At 37.4% G+C, this 25,577-nt stretch carries 24 protein-coding genes; 1 reads left to right on the plus strand and 23 read right to left on the minus strand.

The genetic code is table 11. The annotated features are described in order from the left end of the window. Nucleotides 1–5: 5 nt before the first annotated feature. The 14 genes from BM084_RS07560 to BM084_RS07625 all read right to left on the minus strand — a co-directional run bounded on the left by BM084_RS07560 (nt 6) and on the right by BM084_RS07625 (nt 13,574). Nucleotides 6–446, minus strand: a complete 441-nt coding sequence (locus BM084_RS07560) for a molybdenum cofactor biosynthesis protein MoaE (protein WP_075327830.1) — start codon at nt 444–446, stop codon at nt 6–8. Continuing rightward, complete coding sequence (locus BM084_RS07565) at nt 436–1,536, minus strand: HesA/MoeB/ThiF family protein (RefSeq protein ID WP_075324690.1); 1,101 nt, start codon at nt 1,534–1,536, stop codon at nt 436–438. Before BM084_RS07565 ends, BM084_RS07560 begins: the two co-directional genes overlap by 11 nt. Continuing rightward, complete coding sequence (locus BM084_RS07570; RefSeq protein ID WP_075324691.1) at nt 1,533–1,769, minus strand: MoaD/ThiS family protein; 237 nt, start codon at nt 1,767–1,769, stop codon at nt 1,533–1,535. The genes BM084_RS07565 and BM084_RS07570 overlap by 4 nt, the downstream gene beginning before the upstream one ends. Further along, nucleotides 1,757–2,353, minus strand: a complete 597-nt coding sequence (locus tag BM084_RS07575; protein WP_317040653.1) for a molybdenum cofactor guanylyltransferase — start codon at nt 2,351–2,353, stop codon at nt 1,757–1,759. The genes BM084_RS07570 and BM084_RS07575 overlap by 13 nt, the downstream gene beginning before the upstream one ends. After that, nucleotides 2,338–3,075 (minus strand): sulfite exporter TauE/SafE family protein, encoded by a 738-nt coding sequence (locus tag BM084_RS07580; RefSeq protein WP_075324693.1) that lies wholly within the window; start codon nt 3,073–3,075, stop codon nt 2,338–2,340. The genes BM084_RS07575 and BM084_RS07580 overlap by 16 nt, the downstream gene beginning before the upstream one ends. A 22-nt stretch (nt 3,076–3,097) precedes the next feature. After that, nucleotides 3,098–4,276: a molybdopterin molybdotransferase MoeA gene (locus BM084_RS07585; RefSeq protein ID WP_093304057.1), complete on the minus strand. Its 1,179-nt coding sequence runs from the start codon at nt 4,274–4,276 to the stop codon at nt 3,098–3,100. Beyond that, entirely contained in the window at nt 4,273–5,253 is a 981-nt protein-coding gene (moaA, locus tag BM084_RS07590) for a GTP 3',8-cyclase MoaA (RefSeq protein ID WP_093304059.1), read from the minus strand. Before moaA ends, BM084_RS07585 begins: the two co-directional genes overlap by 4 nt. Continuing rightward, nucleotides 5,234–5,518, minus strand: a complete 285-nt coding sequence (locus BM084_RS07595) for a DUF6755 family protein (RefSeq protein ID WP_075324696.1) — start codon at nt 5,516–5,518, stop codon at nt 5,234–5,236. Before BM084_RS07595 ends, moaA begins: the two co-directional genes overlap by 20 nt. Continuing rightward, nucleotides 5,518–6,045 (minus strand): QcrA and Rieske domain-containing protein, encoded by a 528-nt coding sequence (locus BM084_RS07600; RefSeq protein WP_075324697.1) that lies wholly within the window; start codon nt 6,043–6,045, stop codon nt 5,518–5,520. The genes BM084_RS07595 and BM084_RS07600 overlap by 1 nt, the downstream gene beginning before the upstream one ends. Before the next feature lie 11 nt (nt 6,046–6,056). After that, nucleotides 6,057–6,626 carry a 4Fe-4S dicluster domain-containing protein gene (locus BM084_RS07605; RefSeq protein ID WP_075324698.1) on the minus strand — a complete coding sequence of 190 codons (570 nt, stop codon included), beginning with the start codon at nt 6,624–6,626 and terminating at the stop codon, nt 6,057–6,059. Between the two features lie 175 nt (nt 6,627–6,801). Then, on the minus strand, nt 6,802–9,021 hold the full coding sequence (locus BM084_RS07610) for a molybdopterin oxidoreductase family protein (protein WP_093304061.1): 2,220 nt from the start codon (nt 9,019–9,021) through the stop codon (nt 6,802–6,804). A gap of 21 nt (nt 9,022–9,042) precedes the next feature. Then, on the minus strand, nt 9,043–10,098 hold the full coding sequence (locus BM084_RS07615) for an MFS transporter (RefSeq protein ID WP_093304064.1): 1,056 nt from the start codon (nt 10,096–10,098) through the stop codon (nt 9,043–9,045). 366 nt (nt 10,099–10,464) lie between these two features. Beyond that, the gene (locus BM084_RS07620; RefSeq protein ID WP_177195675.1) at nt 10,465–12,060 is read right to left on the minus strand and encodes an MFS transporter; all 1,596 of its coding nucleotides are present in this window, start codon (nt 12,058–12,060) and stop codon (nt 10,465–10,467) included. A gap of 17 nt (nt 12,061–12,077) precedes the next feature. Continuing rightward, nucleotides 12,078–13,574: an MFS transporter gene (locus BM084_RS07625; RefSeq protein ID WP_093304070.1), complete on the minus strand. Its 1,497-nt coding sequence runs from the start codon at nt 13,572–13,574 to the stop codon at nt 12,078–12,080. A 365-nt stretch (nt 13,575–13,939) separates the two neighbouring features. Here BM084_RS07625 and BM084_RS07630 point away from each other — a divergent pair, with 365 nt between their 5' ends. Then, nucleotides 13,940–15,220 carry a chloride channel protein gene (locus tag BM084_RS07630; protein ID WP_093304072.1) on the plus strand — a complete coding sequence of 427 codons (1,281 nt, stop codon included), beginning with the start codon at nt 13,940–13,942 and terminating at the stop codon, nt 15,218–15,220. Between the two features lie 34 nt (nt 15,221–15,254). On the opposite strand, the gene BM084_RS07635 is transcribed toward BM084_RS07630, so the two are convergent. The 9 genes from BM084_RS07635 to BM084_RS07675 form a co-directional block, all read right to left on the minus strand. Beyond that, entirely contained in the window at nt 15,255–15,716 is a 462-nt protein-coding gene (locus BM084_RS07635; protein ID WP_093304075.1) for a hemerythrin domain-containing protein, read from the minus strand. 72 nt (nt 15,717–15,788) lie between these two features. Then, complete coding sequence (locus BM084_RS07640; protein WP_093304077.1) at nt 15,789–16,253, minus strand: hemerythrin domain-containing protein; 465 nt, start codon at nt 16,251–16,253, stop codon at nt 15,789–15,791. A gap of 282 nt (nt 16,254–16,535) precedes the next feature. Continuing rightward, complete coding sequence (locus BM084_RS07645) at nt 16,536–17,894, minus strand: capsule assembly Wzi family protein (RefSeq protein ID WP_093304079.1); 1,359 nt, start codon at nt 17,892–17,894, stop codon at nt 16,536–16,538. A gap of 77 nt (nt 17,895–17,971) precedes the next feature. Beyond that, entirely contained in the window at nt 17,972–20,374 is a 2,403-nt protein-coding gene (locus tag BM084_RS07650) for a GumC family protein (RefSeq protein WP_093304082.1), read from the minus strand. A 6-nt stretch (nt 20,375–20,380) separates the two neighbouring features. Continuing rightward, a complete protein-coding gene (locus tag BM084_RS07655; RefSeq protein WP_093304084.1) occupies nt 20,381–21,178 on the minus strand; it encodes a polysaccharide biosynthesis/export family protein in 798 nt (265 codons plus the stop codon). A 170-nt stretch (nt 21,179–21,348) separates the two neighbouring features. Then, on the minus strand, nt 21,349–22,533 hold the full coding sequence (locus BM084_RS07660) for a glycosyltransferase family 4 protein (RefSeq protein WP_093304087.1): 1,185 nt from the start codon (nt 22,531–22,533) through the stop codon (nt 21,349–21,351). 82 nt (nt 22,534–22,615) lie between these two features. Then, nucleotides 22,616–23,806: a glycosyltransferase family 4 protein gene (locus tag BM084_RS07665; RefSeq protein WP_093304091.1), complete on the minus strand. Its 1,191-nt coding sequence runs from the start codon at nt 23,804–23,806 to the stop codon at nt 22,616–22,618. A gap of 26 nt (nt 23,807–23,832) precedes the next feature. Further along, nucleotides 23,833–24,405, minus strand: a complete 573-nt coding sequence (locus BM084_RS07670; RefSeq protein WP_093304094.1) for an acyltransferase — start codon at nt 24,403–24,405, stop codon at nt 23,833–23,835. After that, nucleotides 24,402–25,577 carry a glycosyltransferase gene (locus tag BM084_RS07675; RefSeq protein WP_093304097.1) on the minus strand — a complete coding sequence of 392 codons (1,176 nt, stop codon included), beginning with the start codon at nt 25,575–25,577 and terminating at the stop codon, nt 24,402–24,404. The genes BM084_RS07670 and BM084_RS07675 overlap by 4 nt, the downstream gene beginning before the upstream one ends.

Genomic DNA, 25,577 nt, shown 5'->3' on the forward strand with positions numbered 1-25,577 from the left:
AGTATTTAAGTATTCACTTTCCAGTTTTCATCGCTGTTTTTCAGCAACTCTTTTCCCCAAACAGGTAACTCATTTTTAATTCGTTCTACCAATTCTTCGCAAGCATCTATCGCCATTTTTCTATGTTTAGAAGAGGTAAATACAAAGAGGCATATTTCGCCTGTTTTCACTTCGCCCAGGCTGTGATAAATATGCATACAGGTTAAATTATATTTTTCAAAAATAGCTTCTCTTATTTCAAATGCTTTTTGAAGCGCCATTTCTTCATAAGCAGTATACTCAATAGCTCTCACTACACTGCCATCTTTTTCATCGGCCCGTACCTGCCCCAAAAAAATAGAATGTGCGCCAATATTGGTTTTGCTACTGTGATTTTGAATAGACTTAGCTATCTTTTCTGAAGAGATAGCTCCGTCTACAAAAATATTTTTAGGTTTACGTGTCATATTCATTAGAATTTAAAGGTGAAGCAGGGTCTAAAATACCTCCTTCTACTGAAAATATTTTCTTTTCGGGAAATTGCTGTTTTAATTCTTTTGCAAGTTGGGAGCTGCGTTGTCCCGATGCACAAAACAAAAGAATATTTTCATAAGCTGATAGCGATTCAGGATTATTCCTTATTTCTCCCATCGGTTTTTTACTTAAATATTCTTTCTCAAAAAATGGTTTTTCTCCGGGTTCCCTGATATCCAAAAGTATACTATTATTCATATTACGCGTCCAGTCCAGGGCTTTTTCCCAGTTTATACCCTCTGCGATTCCGCAGTTGATATTATAGTTTCTGTTCTTAAAATACTTTTCAGATTTCGGTAAATTTTCTCTGCCTTTGGGATTATGCTGAATGGCCACCTCATAAAATGAAGTATTTTTAAGATTAAAAAAAAGTATTTTTCCTGAAAGTACTTTTCCCACTTCCGATAAAATTTTTATTACTTCTGATGCCTGTAAGGTGCCAATAATTCCCGGAAGAACTCCTAAAACCCCGGTTTCAGCACAGTTGGGAATTTGATTTTCACCGGGCGGATTGGGATAAATATCCCGGTAATTTAAAGCAACATCTCCAAAATTAAAAATCATTAATTGGCCCTCATATTTATAAATAGCGCCCATTACCAATGGTTTATTTAGTAAAACGCAGGCATCGTTTACAAGATAGCGGGTTCCAAAATTATCGGTCCCGTCTACTATAACGTCAAATGAAGAAATAATTTCCAGGGCATTATTGGTGTTTAAAAAGTCTGAAAAAACTTCAAAATTTAAATCGGGGTATTTTTGTTTTAGAATTTCGGCAGCAATAGCTGCTTTAGGTTTGCCGGTATGCTGATGTCCAAAAAGGGTTTGTCTATTAAGATTAGACTCACTTATTACATCGCCATCTACGATACCAATAGTTCCAACTCCGGCCGCCGCCAGATGTAATAAAACAGGACACCCTAAGCCACCGGCTCCAACTACAAGAACGCGGGCCCGGGAGAGTTTTTCCTGGCCTTCTTTACCAAAATCTGGTAATATGGTTTGGCGCGAAAATCTACTCATCCTCCAGAAAATGGTGGTAAAAGTGCAATTTCCTCATTTCCTTCAAGCGAAGTATTTTGCTGAATAAGCTGCTGATTTACTGCCAGGGAAAAATCCAGTTCTTTCAAGTCTGGATATTCATTATAAAGGCTATTCAATAATTCTTCAGTATCCTTTTTCTTTGGAAATTCAAATTCCTGCTCAGGCAACTTTTCAGCAATCATTCCAAAAGCTTTCACCGTTAATCCTTCCATTTCTTTTCTGCTTCTTTTCGTTCTGTCTCAGTATTGATATTATTAAATATCTTACCCGATTTCTCGTCCTCGAAAGGTAACAAAACGTGTTGATTTTTCAGAATGAAATCGGTCATTTTTAGTTCTCCTTCAGTGATACTTTTCTTAATTTTTTCCTTTAAAATTACGGGATATACACTAAACAACGGGTTTATTTTCTGATTAGATATTGAGGCAATTATCTGTTCCTTTTCGGCATTATTTAATAACTTTTCAATGGCTTCCGCAGTTATAAAAGGCATATCACAGGCAATAAGTAACACCATTTCTGCCCGGGTATTTTCCATCGCTGTTAGTAAACCTCCCATTGGTCCTTTATCAACAATAACATCATTATAAACCGGTAATTTAAACTTTTTATAAGCCGAATTATTAGCGATTATTTTTGTGGGGATTTTCAAAAGTTTCAATTCACGTAGCACGTGGGCTATCATTGGTTCTTTATTTAGAGAAACCAGGCCTTTATCCCGGCCCATTCGGCTGCTTTTGCCACCGGCGAGTACAAATGCTTCTATGTTTAAATAATTTTTCAGAAAAAGATTAATTTAAGTGCTGCGCCGGCCAGAACAAATGTCAAAAGGTGTTTTACCAGTTTTACATTGAATCTTAAAGCGCCAAAATAACTACCCAAAATTCCCCCAAGCACCGCTGGCGGAATAAGGATCCAGAGCGATTTGTTATCTATTAGATTAAAGCCTGTGGTTCCCAGGTAACCGGCCACCGAATTCACAAAAATGAATAAGGCACTTAATGCTGCCGTCTGCCTTATATTAGTCCATCCCAACATAAGCAATAGTGGCGAAAGGAGAATTCCCCCGCCAATTCCTATAAGTCCGGAAAAGAAACCTATAAGAATCCCAATAAATGGAGGCATCCATATTTTATCTCTCAGAATTGTTTTATCATTCTTCGGAAAAACACCCAGAAAATTCAATACCGGAAACAGTAAAAGTACACCCAGAATATTTTTATAAATCGAGGATTCCACCACTACCAATCCGCCTATGAAAGCGGCAGGGACTGAAAAAACTACAAGCTGTAAAAACAGGTTGTTAGGAAATTCACAAGATCTGCGATGGTTCATAAAAGCAATAAAGGAAACTGCCATGTTGAGCAAAAGGGCGGTTGGCCTAATTTCTTCAGGTGCAAAACCGGCAAGGGCGAGAATCATAAGATAACTGCTGGCCCCACCATGTCCTACCGAAGAATAAAAAAAAGCTGCTACCGGTAACAGCACAAACAAATATGGTAGAAATTCGCTTTGCATTTATCAAAACTTATAAATAATCTTAAAGGTCGTAAACTTTTACTTTTGTTCCTGCGGTCACTACCGAATTTTCTGCGGGTAATTCTAATAGACATTCTGCCGTAGCAAAAGCTTGCAGATTAAAAGATTGCTGACCTTTTAAAAGTTCTACTTTGTCGCCATTTTTTTTGCCCTTCATAAAGTGAGTAAATCCAGTTTTTTTCGGGATGTCTTCAGAAATTTCCAGGTTGTGATCTGCTTCCCATACGGCGGTTTTTCCCAGCCAAAAATTAATGCTCGGTCTAACATATTGAATAAAACAACTGTGAACCGAAGCCGGATTTCCCGGTAAGGCTAAAATTAATTTTTTATCTTTTTTTCCTGCAAACATTGGCTTTCCGGGGCGCTGTTTTATCTTATAAAAAAGTTCTTTAACCTTAGCGGTATTTAAGCACTCTTTTACAAAATCGTAATCTCCCACTGAAATCCCGCCACTTAAAAGAAGAATATCATTTTCAGAAAGTGCTAAGTCGATAATTTTTTGAAGGCTATCTTTATCATCCTCGGCTTTGTAACTCTTAATTTTCCTTACACAACTTTCTTTTAAAAGTGCTTCAAGCATAGGCCCGTTAGAATTATATATTTCTCCATCTTTTAAAGGTGTCCCAGGTTCTTTCAATTCGTTCCCTGTAACAATAAAACCAACTTTTGGAGGAGAAAATACCTTAACCTGTGCAACTCCAACCGAAGCGAGTAGCCCAATTTGACCGGCACCTAAAACCTGGCCTTTTTCAAGGATTAAAGAGTTCTTCTTAGATTGAGAACCTTTTAGCCTCACATTGCTACCGGTAGAGATTTTATCTCCACTATAAGAGATTTGCCCTTCTTCAATTGTTTCTATCAATTCCTGCGGAATTACAGTATTGGTCCCTTTAGGAATTTTTGCTCCCGTAAAAATACGAGCAGCTTTACCTGGTGCAATATTAATTTCTGAAGTATCTCCTGCCTGAATTGTATTTGAAACTTCCCAGCTTCGGTTAGTTTCCTCAAAATTCATCGCATAGCCGTCCATTGCTGAATTATCAAAAGAAGGAACATCAATGGGAGAATAAATATCTTCAGCAAGTATTAAGCCCAGGCATTCACCAAGGCTTTTTTCTATAATTTGTCCCTTTTCTGAATTTTCAGAAAGGATTTTTTTAGCCTGTTCTACTGATATCATCCGCCAATTCTAATCATACTTCGATTCTCCAGTTGAGTAGTCTCGGTGTCTTTATACGATTTATTAAACTGGCCTCCCATCACTGCATGTTTCTTTAAAACCGATAATCTAATGAGTGGCTCAATATCTTCGTCTTTTCGGAGGGTGCCCAATAGATCCATTTCGTCTTTACCAAAGAGGCAATTTTTCATTTTTCCATCGGCTGTAATTCGCATACGGTTACAATCGCCGCAAAAATGCTCGGTCATAGTAGTGATAAAGGCAAAAGTACCTTCATGACCAATGGCTTTGTATTTTTTGGCAGTGGCATGAGGTTTGTCTTTCAACTTCACCATATCATATTCGGCTTCTGCCCATTGTAGCATTTGAGTTGCTGTAATCACTTTTTTACTATTCCAGTGATTTCCTTCAAAAGGCATAAATTCTATCATACGTACATGTAAAGGCAAATCCCTGGTTATTTCTACAAAATCCAGGATTTCTTTTTCAATTACCCCTTCAATTGCTACTGCATTAATCTTAACCCTAAAACCTTCTTTCAGCAATAATTGAATATTTCGCCATACTAAATCAAACTGATCTCTCTTAGTGATCCTTTTAAAAGTTTCGGCATTTAAAGTATCAAGGCTAACATTTACCGCGCGTATTCCGGCAGCTTTAAAGGCGTCTATAAACTTATGTACAAGTACAGCGTTGGTGGTAAGGCTTATTTCTACCGGAAGTTTGGAGAGCCGGGTTAAAATTTCCCTGAATTCTTTTCGCACAAGAGGTTCCCCTCCTGTGAGCCTTATTTTATTAACTCCCAGGTTTACAAATTTGGTTGCAATTTTTTCAATCTCATCAACCTGCATGAGATGTTTATTAGGTAGGCATTGTATGTTCTCATCGGGCATACAATACTGGCAACGAAAGTTGCAGCTATCTGTAAGCGAAATTCTTAAATAATCATGTATTCTTTTATGGTTGTCTACTAACATCCACTCGGGGTTTATTGTTTGGTTTCTTTTTTAAGGGTTCGGGTAGATACCGCAGTACCCAAAAAGAAGCTAAGGCCATTAATAGCGATCCTACAAACGTAGTAATTGCAAAGAACAAATTACCTTCTAATGCATTATTAAGCGCACCAAATAAAAACCATATTTGTATACTTACAAACAGAATTTGCAATAGAATAATACCGGTCATTATGGTATTAGTCTTATTGGGATGTGCTTCGTTTTGCGATGTTCTAAAATCACTCATTACAATATATTTTGATCCTCATTTTCTTCTTTTACGTATACTTTCCCTTCTTTTACCACCACTTCTAATTGAGGTAATGGTCTTGGAGGTGGCCCTTGCAATACCTCACCGGTATCTGCACTAAACCAACCGTTATGGCAGGGACATTCTATTTTATTCTCGTCCTTACGATATCTTACCGCACAGGTAAGGTGGGTACATTTTTGTTCAAAAGCACGCCATTCGTTTTCTTTTAAATGAATGAGAATATAAGGAATTTTTTTGGCTCCATGAATTTCAAACTGAAACATTTCGCCTACTCCAACTTCATCTTCATTAACTACAAAATGTTCCCCTTCCAGCTTTTCTGCCGGAAAAGCCATTGCCTTAATTACAATAAAACCATTGCTTAAGGCAAAAGCGCCTGATAATAAACCGAGAAATTTTGCAAATTCCCTTCTACTTACGTGCGTGCCACGCCTGGTTTCTATAGGGAAATCACTTTTCCAACTTGGTTCCCTTTCAGAATTTGAATCTTCCTTTGCCATAGTATTTTAAGTTATGGGATAATTAACTGATGTGTACCTTTAGGCATCATCACATTTACTTTTGTATTTACTTCCTGCTGTCCAAAAAGGAAAGAATTTACAGGCTCGCTGTCTGGCCTCATTCTTTCTATTTCTTCTTTAGTACCAAAGAAAAGCGCCTGACTTGGGCATACGGTAGCACACATTGGCTTTTTACCCGCACTGGTCCTGTCGTAACACATATTACATTTCATCATAAGTTCGGCTTCTTCCATTTTCTTTGGAACTCCAAACGGGCAGGCAAGAACGCAGTTTGAACAACCTATACATCTTGAAGTGTTTGCAGAGTGTACAACTCCAAACTCATCCTGATGTATTGCATCTGCCGGACAAACATTTGCACAGGTAGGATCTTCACAATGCATACAAACCTGTACGGTAGTTTGCGGGCTTTTTTCCCTATCTACATAATTCACGTGAATCATACTTTCCTGGCCATTCGTTTCACATTCAGCACAAGCCATTTCACAGGCATGACAACCAATACAACGTTGCATGTCTACGAAAAAGGCCATTTCCTGATCATAATTTGTTTCCGGCATAATTGTTTGTTTTAAAGGTTAGGTTTTTAATTTCTTTCTCTGTTTTATGTTTTCTAATTTGAATTAAAATTATTAGCCACGATATTATAAAATGCTATCCTGGACAGCTGCTTCTGTATTTTCAAATTTCCACTCTCTCCTCTTTTCTGTTGATTCCTGTCTCTTATTACTCCTCCTACAATGAACTTTGATAAGCAGTATCAGTAAGATGTTGAGAACCTTTTTGCCCGGTTTTCTCTAGCTGACAGGCGCAAACCTTAAATTCAGGAATCTTAGAAACAGGATCTAAATTATCTATAGTTAGTTGGTTGGCTGAATGTTTTCCTCCCCAGTGATAAGGTATAAATACCGTATCTTCTCTAATGGTTTCTACCACGTGCGCCGGGAATTCTGCTTCACCTCTTCTGGTTTTCACTTTAATTAGATCGTGATTTTCTATTCCATACTGAAAAGCAAGTTTTGGATGTATTTCCAGTAAAGGCTCAGGGTATTGATCTATTAATTTTCCAATTCTTCTTGTAGAAGAACCGCTTAAATATTGGGAAACTACCCTACCCGTAGTTAATACTACCGGGAATTCTTTATTCGGCATTTCTGAAGCAGGACGATAACTTACAGGATTAAAGTGAGCTTTTTGATCTGCGGTTGCAAACTTTTTATCTTCCCATAACCTGGGAGTTCCTGGGTCATCTAAAGTTTTACACGGCCAGAATATTCCCATATTGTCCACCACTTTTTTATAGGTTATTCCGTAATAATCGGCTGTACCACCTTTTGAAGCTACTCTTAATTCGTTGAAAATATCCTCACTGGTAGCAAAATCGAATTTATCCTTTTCTCCCAGCCTGGCTGCTAATTCCATAATAATCTCGCCGTCTCTTCTTGTGTTTTTAGGTGGAGTAATAGCTTCATTAATTTTCACAACCCGCCCTTCAGCAGTAGTTACTGTTCCTTCTTCTTCTTCGTGCAGGGATCCCGCCATCACAATATCGGCGTGACGAGCCGTTTCACTTAAAAAAGTATCTATACAAACATAGAATTCGAGTTTTTCCAGAGCTTCCCGTACAAAATTGTTATTTGGAAGTGAAACTAACGGGTTAAAACAAATAGAGATCATCCCTTTAATTTCTCCACGATGAATTGCCTCAATTTGTTCGTAAGCAGATAAACCTTTACCCGGCATATCTTTTTCATCTATACCCCAAACTTCTGAAATATATTTACGGTGTTCGGGATTTGTAATGTCCCGGTTACCGGGCAATTGATCACATTTATGCCCGTGTTCTCTACCTCCCTGGCCGTTACCCTGGCCGGTGATGGTTCCGTAACCGCAGTATGGTCTACCAATTCTTCCAGAAGCCAATACTATATTGATACAGCTTAAAACATTCTCTACTCCCTTGGTATGGTGCTCAATTCCGCGGGCATGTAAAAGGAAGCTGGTGTTTGCTTTCCCCCACATTTCAGCGGCCTGGTAAATTAAATCTTTAGAAATTCCCGTGTGCTCTTCAGCCCAGTCCAGATCATAATCTTTTACAGCATCAATCGTATCCTGGAAACCGGTGGTATGGTTATCAATAAAGTCATGGTCTAACCAGTCGTTATCTACCATAATTTTTAAAATAGCTCCAAAAAGTGCTGAATCACCTCCCGGCCTTACCGGTAAATGAAGGTCTGCAGTTCTTGCAAGCGGAATCATTCTTGGATCTACCACAATAAGTTTGGCGCCATTATCCCTGGCCTGCCATATATAATGCGTTAAGGTTGGGAAAGTTTCACTTACGTTTGCCCCGGCAATAAGAATTACTTCGGCATGTTTAAGATCTGCCCAACTATTGGAAGTCCTGTCAAGTCCAAAAGCTTTCTTGTTTCCGCCCCCGGCGCTTACCATACAGAGGCGGCCATTATAATCAAGATTGGCTGTTTTTAAAGCTACCCTGGCAAACTTGCCAATCATATAACTTTTTTCATTGGTAAGCGACACCCCAGAGAGCATCGCAAAAGCATCTTTGCCGTATTTCTCCTGTATTCTTTTTATTTCGTTTACCGTTCTGCCCATGGCATGCTCCCAGTCTACAGGTTTAAAACCTTTCCCTTCTACTCTCTCTACAGGATCCATTAGCCTGTCCGGGTGATTGTTCTGCATATACCGCATAACCCCTTTTGGGCATAAACGCCCCTCGTTAAAAGGAAATTCTTCCCAGGGTTCAAAACCGGCGATTTTATTGTCTTTTACTTTTAATTTTATTCCGCATTGCATTCCGCAGTAACAGCAATGAGTTTTTACCAGCTTATCTGGTTCTTTATTCCCCTGAAATCCCGTCTGGGGAGCATAAGCCTTATGCGGCCCGTGCTTTTCTATAATTTTATCTACTGAAACTGGAAGTTTTGCCATTTTCTTTTTCTTTTTTCTTTTTTAACCGAATAATTTTCCGCCTTCCTTTCTGGCTTTTAAATGCGCTGTAGCTAAAGCGGAACGTTTACCTTCCGGACTTAAATCCATATGATTCCTTCCACCTTCCTTGTCATAATTAAAACCAAGCTCTTTAGAAACCTTTTTAAGATCGTTTATATGAGTTTGGGTGGCAAACTCTTTTCCGGTATGAGGGCAGGTGGCCATACCTCTCCGTTTACCTTCGGTTTTATAAAGATTTGCTCCTAATTGCGCCAAACGCTGATAGATATGAAAGAATTTCCCGAATGGAAGCCATACCAGGAATAGTACCACGGTAATCGCATGGGTTACCGCCATAAACTGATAAGTTTTCCCTTCTAAAAAGGTATAATCGTAAGAAATGCCCAAACCGGTAACCGAAATAGCGATTAAAAGAATTAAGGGCAACCAGTCATTTTCAAAACTTTGGGTGGCGATTAATCCTCCATCGGTAAATCTTCTCTTCATCATCATAACTGCCCCAATAGTAACCAAAACCGAACACCAAACCAGGCCGTGAAAAGCAATAAATGCAAGCGGAGAGCCAAGACTAAATGAACCGGCTTCAAATCCGAATAATAAGGCGTAATAGGTAGTTTCATCACCGGGTTTAAGTACAAAATGGATCCAGCCAAAAGTTAAAGGAACTGTGATGGCAAAAGCTAATAAGCAACCCGTTGCCAACATAAAATGCCCAAACCATCTTGTTCTGCTTCTGTAGGCGATGAATCTTTGAAAAAGAATATTTCTAAAGAATAACTTTGTTGAACGCCATAAGTATGGAAAAAAGTATTTGCTAAACAAAAACTGCATACTTCTGCGCCAGTAAAGTTTTGTTGGTGGCCTTTGAATCCAAACTGAATACCTGTAAGCAATTCCAAAAATTGCAAACACAGTACCTATTAAATATGCAATTAATGCAGGGTCAAAGTTTTGAAGATTTCTTGAACCAATTAGCACCAAAGCAATGGTAAGTACCGCTGCGATAGTTGCTTTTATTAAGGCCAGCCGGTTTAAGGTTTTAAAAAGTCTGAACATAGGTATGTAGGCTTTAACAATTCTTAAAATTGAGGGTGTTATAAATATATAGATTTTGAGAAGCTTTCTTCAAGCATATTTCGTTAATTCCAAATAATTTAAACTCAGTCTAAATTATTACAGGTTCTACAATTTTGATTTTCAGTTATTAAGAATAAAGTATAAAATTTTACAAATTATTTGATTTTCAGAAGACGAAATTGAGGAATACTGCGAGAGCAAAATATGATATATATCAGGTTTTTGATTTAACTTCTTATTTAAAGTCAACTCATATAAGGATATAACTGAAACTGAACGATTTAAAAAAACCTCCCCGACCTGTGGGCCGAAGAGGTTTTATATTTTAAGGAAATTTTGAAATGATTAGCATTCAATTCCAGATCCAGCCCTGTCATAATACCACCAGTTAAGTACCAGACAAATAACATAATATACGCCAAATCCGTAAAGAGCAAATTCAGGTGTTCCCATTTGAATTTGTTCTCCAAATACCTGTGGAATTATAAAAGCACCATACGCCGCAATGGCTGAAGTCCAACCAAGTACCGGCCCTGCTTTTTCTTTACTAAAAATGTAAGGTATACTTCTAAAAGTAGAGCCGTTTCCTATTCCCGTGGTTACAAATAATACCATAAAAGAAGCAAAGAAAGGCCACCAGTAAGCTTCTGGGGTTGCACTGTCCCTGGCCTGAATTACAAAATATGCTACCGCCAAAGTGGCGATAACCGTCACCAAAGTACTATAGGTAGTTACCCTGGAACCGCTATTAATTTTATCAGACAACCAACCGCCAACAGGTCTTACAATTGCTCCTAACATAGGACCAATAAAAACCCAGGTAAGGAAATCGGGCGCATTTGGATTTACATACTGCGGATTGGCAGGATCTGTATATACAAAGATATCCTGACAAAGTTTAGGAAACGCAGCTGAAAATCCTATAAAAGAGCCAAAGGTCATGGTGTATATTATGGTCATTATCCAGTTATGCTTATCGTTAAGAATAGAAAACTGTTTGTTAAGGCTCTGCTTAATATCGCCGGGACTCAGATATTTCATGAGCAGCAGTGTAAGTATTACCACCACAGGTAACACAAGCCACATATTAATCTCAAGCCCTACCAGTAAATAAGAACCTACCGCGGCAGCCACCAGGCCAATGCCCACCATAAAAAGCGTTTTTGCAATTCCCTGAAAAGTAGTGGGAAGTTTAGGGGTACCGGTAATAACATTGTTCATTCCAAAGTATGCGGCTACGGCAGCAACCACAATAGGAATCCATATCCACCCGGCATTCTGGAGACCGGCAAGAGGTTGGTCTTCTACAACTTCCCCTCCACTTCCCACTGCAGAAAAAAGAAAGATTCCTATAACAAAGGGAATCATTTTTTGCATAATCCCAACGCCGAGATTTCCTATTCCCGCATTTAGACCAAGAGAAGTTCCCTGAATTCTTTTCGGGAAGAAATAACTAATATTACTCATAGAAGAGGCAAAATTTCCTCCTCCAAAGCCCGATAAAAGGGCAAGTATAGCAAAGGTTAGGTATGGTGTACTTTGATCTGAAAGCGCATATCCCACTCCAAAAGCAGGTATCAACAAAAGTGTAGTTGTAGTAAACACCACGTTACGACCTCCTCCCAGTGCAATAAGAAAAGAATTAGGAATTCTAAGGGTTGCGCCGGCGAGACCAGCAATTGCCGGTAAGGTGTAATATAAATTATTGATTACGGCCAGTTGTTCTTTGACCATTGCTTCAGACATATCTGGAGTGATCATTCCAAAATGAAAATTAAATTCTTTCATTTTGGTAGTAATAATACTCCACATCATCCACACCGCGAACGAGAGTAGTAATGCCGGGATAGAAAGCCACAGGTTTCTATAGGCTACTTTTTTACCTTTTTTCTCCCAAAAATCGGGATCTTCAACATTCCACTCATCAAGGTTAGTATTCATAGTATTCAGGGTTTAGTCTATTTTTTATCATTTTTAGCTTCAATTTGGCGCATCAGTTTTGGTTGTTCTTTATGCATCATTTTTTGAATAGTTCTATGCATCCACCAAAGACAAATTACCGAGAGTACAAGGGTAAACATCCAGGCGCTGGTCCATAGCCCCGAGCCGTCTAACAAATATCCGAAGATAATAGGGCACACAAATCCACCTAAACCTCCCAGGACTCCAACCATTCCTCCTACTACCCCTACTTCATCCGGAAAATATTCAGGAATATGTTTATAAACTGCTGCTTTTCCTACACCCCAGATACTTCCTAAAATGATAACAAGGAAAGTAAATACCCAAACATTGGCCTCAAAGAATATTTTGGTTTCTCCGCTGGCCAGTAATTCCTTTTTCTTTACCTGTTGCCCTTCTTCTACCACCGGCTCCTGCCAGGTTTCTTTCTTCGGAAATACAAAAGCACCTTCGGCTTCTTCAAAATCTGTCTCATTTTTAGGAATTACATCATACTCAATTCCGGCAACGGTAATTTTTGATTCTGAAACTTCGGTAACCTCTCCGGCCTGTTTGGCCATTATTCCGTTTCCGGGTGAGTAAATTTCCATTTTGGGAAAAATCAGCAAAAAGCTAATTGCAAGAGAAGTTCCTAAAACCCAGTACATCACTTTACGGGCTCCCCATTTATCTGACATCCAACCGCCTAGCGCTCTAATAATTCCTGAAGGGAAACTAAAGGCTGCTGCCAGTATCCCGGCTGTCACCAAAGGGAGATAATAGACGTTTACATAATAAGGCACCAGCCATTGCGAAAATGCTACAAAACATCCAAAAACCAGGAAGTAATACAGGCCAAAACGCCAAACCCGAATACTTTTAAGAGGCTGCATAAGCTTCTTTATTGTGCGCTGAGTTTCCGGTTTTTTATTTTTGGCAAATACCACAAAAATAATTGCCATAACAACCAGAATGGCAGCATAGATCACGGGAAGAATTCTCCATTGCTCCATATCTGCGCCGTTGTTGGTTAAATTCTGAAGAATTGTGGGTGCAAATAATGTGGTTAATGCTGCCCCTGCATTTCCGGCCCCAAAAATACCAAGTGCCCTGCCCTGCCAGTCTTTTTCGTACCAGACTGAAGTATATGCAATACCAACGGCAAAACCAGCCCCTGTAAGACCATAACCAAAACTGCACAAGGCAAATCCAAGGAAAGAATCTACATATTGTAGTAAAAACATAGGAATTGCACTAACCAGTAATAGGCCACCAAAAACCCATTTTCCACCAAATTTATCGGTCATAATTCCTAAGGGCAATCTAAAGAGCGAACCAGTAAGTACCGGTATCCCCAGAAGCCATCCAATTTGAACCGAACTCCAGTCATAAGCGCCATTATCTACGAGAAAGGTTACCGTAACCCCGTTAAACATCCAAACTGCGAAACAAATGGTGAATGCCAGGGTATTTAAAAAGAGCATTCTATGAGAAGTAGAAGAAGGTTTACCCATATTTATTGGAGCTTTTATTATTTTATCAATTATATAATCTTAAAAAGAGAATATTCTATATTTTTTAATTTATTGGGTGCAAACTTCAAAATTTAGCATCCTGTAAAAAATGATCATAGTCATTAATTTGAAAACTTTCCAAAACATAAAATCATCAACACCAGGCCTCTTCCCATTTTTAGAAGTATAAATTCTGAGAATTAAGTTTTCCAAATTCTTTCTTCCCTACCAAGATAAAAATTTTAAATAGCTTATAAAAAACAGGTATTTATAAAAGGAATAGTTATAAAACTATTATAGTTTAGCCGAAAATTCTGAAAAAGGCCTATTAAAAGATAGACAAACTATTTAAACCGGATTAAAAAGTGAAAATAAAGACTAAAAGAAAATTAATCAGGTCGCTGGATGTGCTGGACAAACCCTTAAGGTTTAATCCATTTGTATTTAGCCGAAATTTCTTCTTATGGGCACTACTTGGGGTTGTGGGTGGTATAATTTCTGGCGTGTACTGGATTGCCCTGGAAATGGTGATGCACGGACTGGCTTTTTTCGAAGGTTGGCAGGTAATACCAACTATGGCTTTGGCAGGTTTACTGGCCGGTTTAATTATTCATCTTATTGGAGACCCGGGAGAAATTCAGTTGATCGTAAATAATATCAGGTTTAATAAAGGAAAGCTGGACCCAAAAAATAATCTTTCCATGGTTTTGTCTTCTTTGCTGTGTGTGGGAGCCGGAGGGAGTTTAGGCCCTGAGGCACCCCTGGTACAGGTAACCGGATCTACCGGAAGCTGGCTGGGAAAAATGTTGAGATTAAAAGGAGAAGAATTACGATCTCTAAGTATTGCCGGAATGGCTTCTGGTTTTACCGCGCTTTTTGGCGCTCCCCTGGGCGGCAGTCTTTTTTCTTTAGAAATTTTGCATCACAAGCATGCTGCAGCATATTATAAAGCAATAATGCCCGCTTTTGTGGCCAGTTGTTTTAGCTATATCATCTTTGCGCTAATTATACATCTTGGGATAGGTCCAATCTGGGATCTTCCTTCCTATATTATGGAAGATAAATTCGATTTTGCTTATGCGGTGCTCTTTGCAGTAGTGGCAACGTTCCTTGGTTGGGTCTTTATTTTCTGTACAAAGTTTTTAAAATCGGTTTTTTATAAGCTGAATTTTCCAATATATTATAAAACTTTAATCGGCGGAATCATTCTCGGCATTATAGCTTTTTATTTTCCGATAACCCGGTATTTTGGGCATCACGAAATCAACGATCTTCTACTAACCGACTTTGATTTAGAGTTTCTTGTGGCTATACTCCTGGTTAAGATCCTTGCCATTGCAATTACTGTTACTTCGGGTTGGCGGGGCGGATTTATTATTCCCCTATTCTTTGTAGGCGCAAGCCTGGGATTAATTATTCACCAGCTTTTCCCATCTACTAACCTTTCTTTAGCAGTTGTTACCAGTATGGCTGCTATAAATGCCTGTGTAACCAGAACCCCAATGAGTACCACTATTTTACTCGCAACTTTAACGGGATTTGGATATTTTATCCCCATTCTTTTTGCCAGTTTAACGGGATATTTTCTGGCGCCAAGAATTCCTTTTATCTCGTCACAGGGAGATAAAGAGAATGCAGTCAAATAAAAATATAAAACTTATGGTATTTAAAAGAAAATTCTTAAGCCCAAAACGGATCTTTCCAGTTTTCTTCTGAAAAAGATAAGCTCTGATGCTGCTTTTCGAGTTCTGCCAGCTCTTTTTTATCGCTAATTTCTTTGAACAGAATGCGTTCTTCAAAACGTATGTGCGCAGCCAGTTCCTCTTCCAGTAAATTGAGTACTTTTTCATCGGCACAGCCACAACTTAATAGCTTTCTAATGCGCCGGTGATTCGCAAGCGCTCTTTTTACTCTTACGTTATAACCAAGTCTGGGGAAAATATATTTTTCTTCAATTTCAAAATGGGGCTCCAGGTAATGTGTTTGAAACCAGTTGGTATACGCTCTTATTCGTTCCAATTCAACATCGTTCTCCAAACCTTCCCGAATTCTGGAACATACCTGCAATGCATGATGATGTTCCTCTAATACCAGATTTAATTTTGAAGATTTTTTTGTTGAAAAATTAACCCCTGTACTCATTATATTTTTTTATACCCACTTCTGCGGAAATCGATTCTTGTTATAAACTGAAACTTGATAATTAAAATTGAATTAATTTTCCCAAAAATGATCCTGCCAGTCGTCATCAGAGAATTGGATTCCGTTATGATGCTTTTCAATATTTGCCAGTTGTTCAGCTGAAGCAACTTCCTGAATTTCATTAAAAAGAACACGTTCTTCAAACCTAATATGGCTATCCAGTTCTTCTTCAATATTATTTAAAGCAATCTCAACTTCAGTATCCTGGGAAAACAATCGCTTTAGCCGGCGATGTTCTTTTAAAGCTCGTTTAACAAGTTCATGATCATTGCCCAGTACAGGAAATATATGTTCTTCTTCGGCTTCAAAATGCGGATCGAGATAATGAATTTTAAACCATTCGGTATAAGCTTTTATTCGTGCAACCTCCACCTCTTTTTTTACGCCCTGTCTTATTTTCCAGCACAACAATAAGCCGTGATGATGTTCCCTGCTAAGAGGTTTAAGAGCTTCATGTCGCTTAATTGGCTTCTTCATAGTTTTTATTTTTTATTTCCTATAAATCCAATGAAAATATTGGATTTATTAGAGTTCAAATTTGCCCAATTATCTACTCAAAATTTATGAGTCGAATCATATTGTTTTTTTAAGATAGGTATTGTTGATTGACTTTCCTGCCTTTTACCTTAAAAAACAAAACCCCTTGATTGCTCAAGGGGTTTTAAGTTATTGCGAGTGATAAGTATAATTGATTAAAATCACATCGTTTTTTGCACGGATTCTTATTAAATTATTCTTTCTAAAAGTTATTTTAACAGCTTAAAATTCTTTTCTCAAATTAATTCCTGCTCCGTAAAGGGGTTCAGCCATATTGCTTAGTTCAACTCCAAATTGCAGATTCAATTGCACAAAAGATTGTAATACTTTAATATCAAATAATCCCGCCAAAATATCCCGGTTAGGGGTATAATACCTACCGTACCTACCTTCGTTATGAGAAAAACTCAGTAGCAACTTCCAAGGATAACTCACAAAGTAATTGGAGAAATTTCCGGAAATTCCCAGGTGATGTACACTAAACTTACTATTTACTACCTGGTCTAATTCTTCATCGTAGGTAAAAAAGGGAAGTCCTATAATTCTACGTTCATAAGTAAAACCGGAATGATAGGTTAAGAAATTATTGAGGTAATTATCGGCCCCATGAGGAGATCCGGCATTGATACTTTGGTTTCGGGTATAGAAAAATTCATATAAAATACCATTAACCAGTCTTTGGTTATCTTCAAAATCCAGAAAAAATCCATATCTCCCATCGGGAAAATTCGCAAACCGGCTACCCGAGCCATCCTCAAACATATGATTGTAGATAAAACTTAATTCAAGTTCCCGATTAATCTTTTTGCTAATTTCCAATTCATAGGTACCTAAATGATTGCCCAATACATTCGCCTGGTCACCTCCCACAGCATTCTCCCCACCTTCCCTTCCGGAAATCACTTTTATATAATCTGAAAACCCGTCGGGTTGTGGTCCTGACTTGGGGGAATCCCCTGCCCATTGTGCAAAATGCCGAACCACTAATTTAAGCTGAAAATCGGGATTAGGTTGGTATACAAAATTGATGCTTTTATGATGCAATCTCGCTCCTTTTACAAAACGATCATCGCCCATTAAATATTCACTCCAGCTGGCTTCAAAACCATAGGCTGACTCCGGAGTAAAGAAAATCGTACGATTTGTTGATAAAGATACTCCCGGCATTGGCCTGGCGTTTAAGGACCATAACATATTTTCATTAGTAGCACTTAAACCTTCATACAACTCTTTTTGCTGCCTTCGGCCAATTACGGCTTCAAGCCAATCGGTATTAAAAGCCGCATAGATTTCATCCAGGAAAATTTCATCATGAACCCCATCCTGATATAAGACACCGACGCCAATCTCCAGGGAATTTCCGTTGCTAAATTCATTGAAAGTCCTTCCCGAAATCCAACCTGAAATATTCGTATTTTCAGAAACCCGGCCACGTTGGTTATGGTGCATCCAGAAAGGAAGCTTTTCTGCTACCCCTTCATAAATATAAGCATTCAAATTAATTGAACCTTCAAAATCCCACTGGGCATAGGTGCTGTAGGTTATCAGACTAAAAAAGCTTAAAAAAAATATTTTTTTCATTAGGCAGAGAAATTTAGCCTCGAAAAGTTCCAATTCAATTATCAAAAAAATCTAACTTTAAGAAAAACATAAATAGATTAAAATATTGAAGCTTTGTTAAATAAACGTTTTAAGAAAGGTTTTTTTTCTTCTCCATAAGCATAGCCGTACTTATTTCCATAACCAAAATTCACCAACTTTACATCGTTTAGTACAAAACTAAGGTTATGGAACTTTCCATCCTCTTTTGAATCCACAGCAAACTGTAATAGTTTCTTTTCGGTATAGCCTGCCCTAACCACATAGAGTGTAATATCTGCCCACTTATTGATCAGAAAGGTATCAGTAACCAGTAAAGAGGGGGCGGTGTCTACAATTACGTAGTCATACATTTTTTCAAGTTCCCTGAACATCTCTCCGGTTTTCTTTCTTCTCCATAATTCTGAGGGATTAGGCGGAATTGTACCCGACGGCAAGAGTTCTAAATTAGGATTATCAGAATTAGTTGATCTTATCAGATCTTTAAGCAAAAGCTTATCATTGGCCAGATAATCACTAACCCCTACATGCTGTCTTGCGTCCTTTTCAAACCGTTGCAATTGCGGATTCCTAAGATCGGCTCCTACGATTAGAACTTTTTTATTGGTATTAGCAAGGGTAACTGCCAGGTTAAATGACACCAGAGTTTTCCCCTCACCTTTTACAGTGGAAGTGACAAAAATTGTATTTCCTCCGCTCTTATCACCAGTATTTAAAATAAGATATTGCAAGTTAGTATGTAATATCCTAAAGGCTTCTGCCAAAACACTACGATCGTTCTTCAAGACCATCTCACTGTTCTTTTTTTCTACCCTTGGAATCTCGCCTACCAAGGGAATTTCCTTGGCCTGCTTTTCTAAGTCTTCCCTACTCTCTACCTTATTGTTCAATAAATTTTTCAAATAAATAATTGAAAAGGGGATCAATACCCCTAATAAAAGCGAAGCAACCAAAATAATACTTGGTTTTGGAGAAGTAGGTTCGGCATCACTATAAGCGCTATCCACGATTTTTGCCTTAGGAGCGGTAACAGCCAGGGACAAGGAATTTTCCTCTCGTTTTTCCAGTAAAAATAAATAGAGCGCTTCCTTAATATTCTGTTGCCTTTCAATTCCCCTATATTGTCTTTCTTTGGAAGGAATGGCCGATATTTGCGATCCTATTAAGGCTGCCTGCCTATCTAGATCTTTCTGTGCAATAAGTAGATTACTTCGCATTCTTTCCAGGCTTTGTAATACATTTCCACGCATCTGGTCTATCTGGGAATTCAGTCTTAAAACCACGGGGTTTTCTTCTGTAGAAGCACTTAATATTCTATTCCTTTCTAAAACCAGGGTATTATATTCTTTGATCATCTCGTTAACTCCGGATTCCTGAATTCCAAGATTAGCTGGCAAAAGGTCAATTGGTCTATTGCCCTTTAAATGCTCCAGCATCGCATTGGCTAGTTCTAATTGGGTACCAACTTCCTGTTGCCGCTTTTTATATTCACTGGCATTTTCAATAAACAATTCAGATTCGGCTTGAATATCGGTCAGTTGATTAGCTTCCTTAAATGATTCCTTCCCTACTTCCACAGAATCGAGTTCCCGATTGATTATACTCAAACGTTCATCAATAAAAGCCGCCGTATTTGTTGCTACCAAGTTCTTATCCTCAATAGCCTGACGATTATATTCTAGAATCAATTGATCAAGAATATCCTGTGCTTTTTCTTTAACGGGATCCTCTAAATGTAATTCTAAAAGACTAGATTTCTTATCGGTTAAATTCATCTGAACCCCTTCCCGGTATTTTCTTACCACTGCCTCCAAGGGACTAAACTGTACAGTAACTTCTGGGCGTTTTGCTTCCAGTTCAAATCCTGTATTTTCTAAAGTAATATCTGCAAATCCAATATTTAAAACCTTCCCAAATTCCCCTTTAAAAATCTCATCGGTTTGGGTATTTATTAATTCAAAATTGGTTTTAGATTTTGGTCTAATTGCAAATCGATTTCCGAGTTCTTCGTTGATGACATTTCTAAGGATTTCTTCTTCCATTTGCAGTACTGTGACCTTAAATGGACTTGCACTATAGAGCTCTTCGGCTTTTAAACCACTTTCTTCATAATACGTGATATTTAGATCAAGGGCTTTTATCGTTTTGGTCATTAAAGTTTTAGACCTGATGATACCTATCTCGTTTTCGATGCTGCTGGCACCCATCCCCCCTAAAAAACCGAGATCGGCAAAAGCAGCCATTTCAGAAGACGGGCCTTTACTTTCTTCATCCTTAATAATGATACTGGCTTTTGTTACATATTGTGGAGTAGTAATTTTAAAATATACGATTCCAAATACAACACAAATAATAACGCCTATAATGAACCAGGGCCAGAACCTTAAGTATTTATCCAGTTCTTCCCTGAAATTCATTTCTTCTTCATGCGGTCTATTTGGGGTATGTTTTTTTTGGGACATAATTTATTATCTGGTTAAGAGTACAGCGACAGAAACTATAACTGATGCGATAGAAATGTAGACACCTGCATTCCTGTTATAACTTGCACTTTGCATTTGGGGGCTATTGGGTTCAACATAAACTACGTCGTTTTGTTGTAAATAATAGTAATGGGAATTTATAATATCCCCATCTCCAAGGTCAAGATAGGCGTGGGTTGTTCTTCCATTTTCTTCTCGCATCACTAGTATATTATCCCGTTTTCCATAAATACTCATATCACCCGCAAGACCTAAAGCCTGAGGCAAAGTAAAATAGTCATCCTGCACCTGGAAAGTACCGGGGCGGTTCACCTCTCCCAATACGCTGATCTGAAAATTCACTATCCTAACATTTACTATAGGATTTTGTATATATCTTTTAATTTGATCTTTTAATTTGTCAGCCAGCTCTTCCTGGCTATAGCCGCTCGCATTAACCTCTCCAAGAAATGGAAAGTCAATAAAGCCCTTCTCACCCACTAAATAGGTTTGTAATTGCTGTCTGCCAGTAGCACTTAATCCCATTTCGCCTCCATCCTGTGGAACGCCAATAACTGGAAGGTTAAAGGGTAATGCAGCTTCTTGTTGAGCTGCCGCCACGCTGATGGTAAGTAAATCATTGGGTTTTATTTTTAAATTCTTATTAGTTCTCTCTTCCATTTTTGCTTCCGCCTCTTCCAAACCTTGGAAGTAAACAATCTCCTGCCTTGAAACACAGGAGGATACAAATAAAATACAGAAAAAACCTAAGACTGATAATCGAAAGAAATGGGGTAATTTCATTTATTTTTTTTTGCGAATATAAAAGTTAATATTAATTTTTATTGATTAATATGGGAGATTTAAATCGTTTACCACAATAATTTCCTATCATTAATAATGAAGAGGATTTAATAGAAAGATTCCGGTGAACACATTATATTCTCTCTAGCTTTACAAGTGTGAAGGAATTTTTAATGAGAATTGGATACTGCCAAGCCACTTTGCTTTCTGTCACCTTTTACTCCTTTGGTTCTTTCATTGAAACTTTTTCTTTCTGCTCTCTTTTTTAATGCTTCAAACCCAATAGCTATTACAACAAAAACTCCTAACATGACCAGGCTCATCCCGATACTTTTTAGGTCACGACTGATCATAATATATAAGGCTATTATTACACAGTTCAATCCGCCAAGAACAAAACTGGCCTTTTTATGACTTAACCCATTATCGAGTAAAACATGGTGCATATGATTACGGTCGGCTTCAAAAGCGGTTTTGCCGTTTCTTAAACGAATAATAATAACACGTAGGGTATCAAAAATTGGTAAGAATAAGACCGCTAAAGCAAATAGTAATCTATTTTCAGGCACAAAACCCTCCCTCATTAGAGGTTCAAAAGGCTTCATAACTAAAATCTTAAGACTTAAAAAAGCTATCATAAAACCCATAATGAGACTTCCCCCGTCACCCATAAAGATTTTTCTTTTTCCTCGAGAAAAATTAAACCTTAGGAAAGCACCCAAAATTCCTATCATGCACAAGCTCAGTAACATAAAATAAGGATGTCCAGTAGTATAAAAAACCAATGCATAAGTAAGGGATATTAAAATTCCAGTAATTCCAGCCAGACCATCTATTCCATCTATAAGATTATAGGCATTAATTAAGGCTAACACGATGACTCCTTTTAAAGCATAGCCCAACAGCATCGGGATCTCAAAAACTCCTAAAAAACCATACAGACTGGTAAGCTGAAGTTCTGGAGAAAAAATAATAAAGCCCACGGCGAATAACTGACTAACAAATTTTAACCGTGCAGAGGAGATCACCAGATCATCCTTTAAACCTGCCATAAATAAAAAAGTAAGACCTATAATAAGGTGGTTTCCAGTAGGAGAAGTTCGCAGGCCCTGTAAAACACTTATAATCAATATCAGTACCAGAAAAAAAGCAACCCCCCCAAATGGTGGAGTAGCAGCTGTATGCGAACTTCGTTCATTAATCTCTTTCATTAAGTTTTTCTCCCGGCTTACCCATAAAACCTTCGGAGTAAAATACCAGGTAAGACAAAAAGCCAATAAAAATACGCCCCAAGCAAAAAAGAAATAATACTGGTGAAATAAGTTTAATAAAATGTCCTTATCTAAAATGTTCATAAAAGTAGATTTTGATTAGTAACACCAATCTGAAAGATCTCGATTTTATTTTCCCTCGAATAAACAAGGAATTGGAGAGAAACTAATTACTGGTTTTATACAAAGATTCTGGAGTAGCTTCAAGCTTTAGTATTTCATTATAAGTATTTAGAAGGCCATCCCAAATTACCTTAGAATCAAAATTATTTTTAACCCATTCTGCACCATGTTGACCTAAATGTTTTCGCAATTCTGGGTTAACAATCAATTCTTCTAATTTTCCCTCCAGCCGTTTGGAATCTATTTCTGGAACCAAAATTCCAGAAACATTTTGATTAATACTCTCCCGGCAACCAATGACATCAAATCCAATTACAGGCACTTGCATCGCAGCTGCTTCAATAGCAACATTTCCAAAACCTTCTCTATGACTTGGAAATGCAAAAATATCTGAAGCAGCATAAAAATCTTCTATATCTTTTTTCCAACCAGCTTCAAATATTTTCGGATTTTCTTCAATTAACTTTAAAACCTTTGAATCCAAAGGGTCAAATAGATCATATTTTCCTTGAATTAAAAGATAAATATTTGAATGTCGATGCGACAATTCTTCAAAAGCATATACCAGTTCATTAATGCCTTTATCTTTTCTTATCCTTCCTGAATATAAAATAAGTAAATCCTCTTTATTAAGATTATAATTAGTCCTGATCAGTTCTCCTTTGACAATATTCTGTTGATTTCTTGAAAATTTGCAAATGTCCACCCCATTACTAGAACCTGATCCTATTGTAAAAATTTTTTCTTCCTTGCAGACACCTTTGCTAATAATATCCTTTCTAAGCTCGTGGGAAATACAAAAGACTTTTTTGGAATTTTTACAGACAAATTTTTCTATAAACTCATAAAATTTTCTTTTAAATCCTGTTGAACTTTCATAAGCTCTACCTCGAAGGGTATAAATAATATTTTTATGAAAAGTAATTTTACCAGCTAGCGTACCTATTAAAGAAGCTTTTGGAGTTGAAACACTTATTATATCAAATCTGTTAAATAAAAAGAACCAACTCAAATGGAATAAACTTAAGAGGTCAAGAAATGGGGAAGGGGGTCTTTTTAAGTTAATTACCTTGGTCTTAACCCCATCTTGTCGCAACCAGCTATGTTCTATGCCTTCCGGGGCAATACCTGTCACTTCATATCCATTAGCCATTAAATATTTAAATTGATCTTTATACAGACTATTTAAGTTCATAGCAGAACCTATAACTATACAAATTCTTTTTTTATTCATACTACTCTGAAATATCTTTAATAATCCTACTTCCTGGATTTTTCGAATTCTGCTCTGGAAGAAAATGAGGCTTTTGTATCTATATTATCTCTAATAATTTTTGCGGGAACGCCTCCTACTATTTTATTATCTGGAGTGTTTTTAGTAACCGAAGCATTAGCAGCAATTAAATTTCCCTTTCCAATTTTAACACCACACTTCACTGAAACATGGGAAGCTAACCAGGAACCTTTTCCGATTAAAACCGGTTTTGCTATACTTCCCCCAAAACGTACTGAATTATTGTTAAAGACATGTTGTGTTGTACTTATAACAACATAAGGAGCAAAAATAACTTCATCTTCGATTTTCAAACCCGCCATTGCATTTAACCAGCAACCTTTAGCAATATAAACATGGTCTCCAATTTCTAAACCCTGCGGATTATTAATCACAACACCACTGGCAATTGTAAAATTTTTACCACACTTCTTTACAAAAAAGCTTGCCAAAAAGCCTCTCACTCTAATGCTTATCCTATTATCGGGAAGTAAGCCTGTTATTAAAAGAACAAACCATAATGGTAGCACATATCTCAATTGATTTTTAAGCTCTCTCATAGAATTTCTCTTAATGACTTCAACAATTTGTAACGTTTATTTTGAAGTATCCCATTTTCGAACTCCTTTGCCCTATCTATATTTATTAGACTTATTTGCCCTAACTCCTCAGTAGAATAATTATTTATTAAACAAGTCAATTTATTAGCTATTTGTTGGTAGTCTCCAACAGTAAATAAATATTCTTCATCTAATAGTTCTGAAATACCGCCTCGATTTGAACCTAAACATATAAGTCCTCTTGCCATAGCTTCTATAAGCGCTCTAGGCATTCCCTCATTGAAAGATGGAAGAATAAAAAATTGTGCTTTATCCAATAATTTTACAATATTATTAAAACCCGTAACCTGGCCATGGAAAACCACCTCGGAAGAAAGTCCTAATTTCTTTACAAATTGTTCGCAAGCATTACTAGTTGGACCATCACCTACAAAATCCAGTTTAGCCTGTGGATACTTTGCAGAAATTATTTTAAAAGCCTGAATTAAGTCTTTTTGGTTTTTTAATGGAATAAAAGAACCTATGTGAATTATCCTTATCGATTTTTTGAAATCAAATATTTTAGACCTTTTCAAAATGTATCTACTTTCTAAGCGTATGCTTGAGATAGACTCTGTAATCTTGTCTTCTTTTATAGGATATTTCTGCTGCAAATGCTTTATACTAACGTAGCTCCCCGTTACTGCATGGTAAACGATCTTTCTTTTTCTATTTTTCAGAATATGTCCTAAAACCATAATGGGGACCCTCTTGGCTAAGGAATCTTCTGAAGAAATCATAGCATCCTCTGGGTCTCCTATGGATTCAAATATGTAAGGTAAGTTTCTGGATTTATTCTGACAGAATATTTCCCAGGCCGCCATAGATGGCAATCTAAAACAAAAACTATCTGTATCGAAAATTGCTAATAATTCTTCTTTTATATAGCGATTAATATTTAGAAACCAATTAAGACCGTGCTCATTGGGAAGGCTAATAAAGTTAATTCCGGGTCCGCTGGATTTAACCCACCTATTATCTAAAACCTCCATTTTTTGCACCCTGCAAACAATATCAACCTTATCGAAAACATCCAAATAATTTTTAAAAAAATTATAATCAAAAACGTAGTCATCAAACATTTCATCTCCATAATTAAAAAATCGATGATCCGTTACAATCGTAATCTTCAT

It is taken from the genome of Salegentibacter agarivorans, from assembly GCF_900113135.1.
GTDB classification, from domain to species: Bacteria; Bacteroidota; Bacteroidia; order Flavobacteriales; family Flavobacteriaceae; genus Salegentibacter; species Salegentibacter agarivorans.

Bases quoted from the DNA above. Each gene is read 5' to 3' on its own strand.
- BM084_RS07560 (WP_075327830.1), bottom strand. From the start codon at position 446: ATGACACGTAAACCTAAAAATATTTTTGTAGACGGAGCTATCTCTTCA.
- BM084_RS07605 (WP_075324698.1), bottom strand. From the start codon at position 6,626: ATGCCGGAAACAAATTATGATCAGGAAATGGCCTTTTTCGTAGACATG.
- BM084_RS07585 (WP_093304057.1), bottom strand. From the start codon at position 4,276: ATGATATCAGTAGAACAGGCTAAAAAAATCCTTTCTGAAAATTCAGAA.
- BM084_RS07635 (WP_093304075.1), bottom strand. From the start codon at position 15,716: ATGAGTACAGGGGTTAATTTTTCAACAAAAAAATCTTCAAAATTAAAT.
- BM084_RS07620 (WP_177195675.1), bottom strand. From the start codon at position 12,060: ATGAATACTAACCTTGATGAGTGGAATGTTGAAGATCCCGATTTTTGG.
- BM084_RS07665 (WP_093304091.1), bottom strand. From the start codon at position 23,806: ATGAATAAAAAAAGAATTTGTATAGTTATAGGTTCTGCTATGAACTTA.
- BM084_RS07580 (WP_075324693.1), bottom strand. From the start codon at position 3,075: ATGCAAAGCGAATTTCTACCATATTTGTTTGTGCTGTTACCGGTAGCA.
- BM084_RS07670 (WP_093304094.1), bottom strand. From the start codon at position 24,405: ATGAGAGAGCTTAAAAATCAATTGAGATATGTGCTACCATTATGGTTT.
- BM084_RS07570 (WP_075324691.1), bottom strand. From the start codon at position 1,769: ATGGAAGGATTAACGGTGAAAGCTTTTGGAATGATTGCTGAAAAGTTG.
- BM084_RS07645 (WP_093304079.1), bottom strand. From the start codon at position 17,894: ATGAAAAAAATATTTTTTTTAAGCTTTTTTAGTCTGATAACCTACAGC.
- BM084_RS07660 (WP_093304087.1), bottom strand. From the start codon at position 22,533: ATGAACATTTTAGATAAGGACATTTTATTAAACTTATTTCACCAGTAT.
- moaA (WP_093304059.1), bottom strand. From the start codon at position 5,253: ATGTTAGTAGACAACCATAAAAGAATACATGATTATTTAAGAATTTCG.
- BM084_RS07675 (WP_093304097.1), bottom strand. From the start codon at position 25,577: ATGAAGATTACGATTGTAACGGATCATCGATTTTTTAATTATGGAGAT.
- BM084_RS07625 (WP_093304070.1), bottom strand. From the start codon at position 13,574: ATGGGTAAACCTTCTTCTACTTCTCATAGAATGCTCTTTTTAAATACC.
- BM084_RS07565 (WP_075324690.1), bottom strand. From the start codon at position 1,536: ATGAGTAGATTTTCGCGCCAAACCATATTACCAGATTTTGGTAAAGAA.
- BM084_RS07600 (WP_075324697.1), bottom strand. From the start codon at position 6,045: ATGGCAAAGGAAGATTCAAATTCTGAAAGGGAACCAAGTTGGAAAAGT.
- BM084_RS07655 (WP_093304084.1), bottom strand. From the start codon at position 21,178: ATGAAATTACCCCATTTCTTTCGATTATCAGTCTTAGGTTTTTTCTGT.
- BM084_RS07595 (WP_075324696.1), bottom strand. From the start codon at position 5,518: ATGAGTGATTTTAGAACATCGCAAAACGAAGCACATCCCAATAAGACT.
- BM084_RS07650 (WP_093304082.1), bottom strand. From the start codon at position 20,374: ATGTCCCAAAAAAAACATACCCCAAATAGACCGCATGAAGAAGAAATG.
- BM084_RS07615 (WP_093304064.1), bottom strand. From the start codon at position 10,098: ATGTTCAGACTTTTTAAAACCTTAAACCGGCTGGCCTTAATAAAAGCA.
- BM084_RS07640 (WP_093304077.1), bottom strand. From the start codon at position 16,253: ATGAAGAAGCCAATTAAGCGACATGAAGCTCTTAAACCTCTTAGCAGG.
- BM084_RS07610 (WP_093304061.1), bottom strand. From the start codon at position 9,021: ATGGCAAAACTTCCAGTTTCAGTAGATAAAATTATAGAAAAGCACGGG.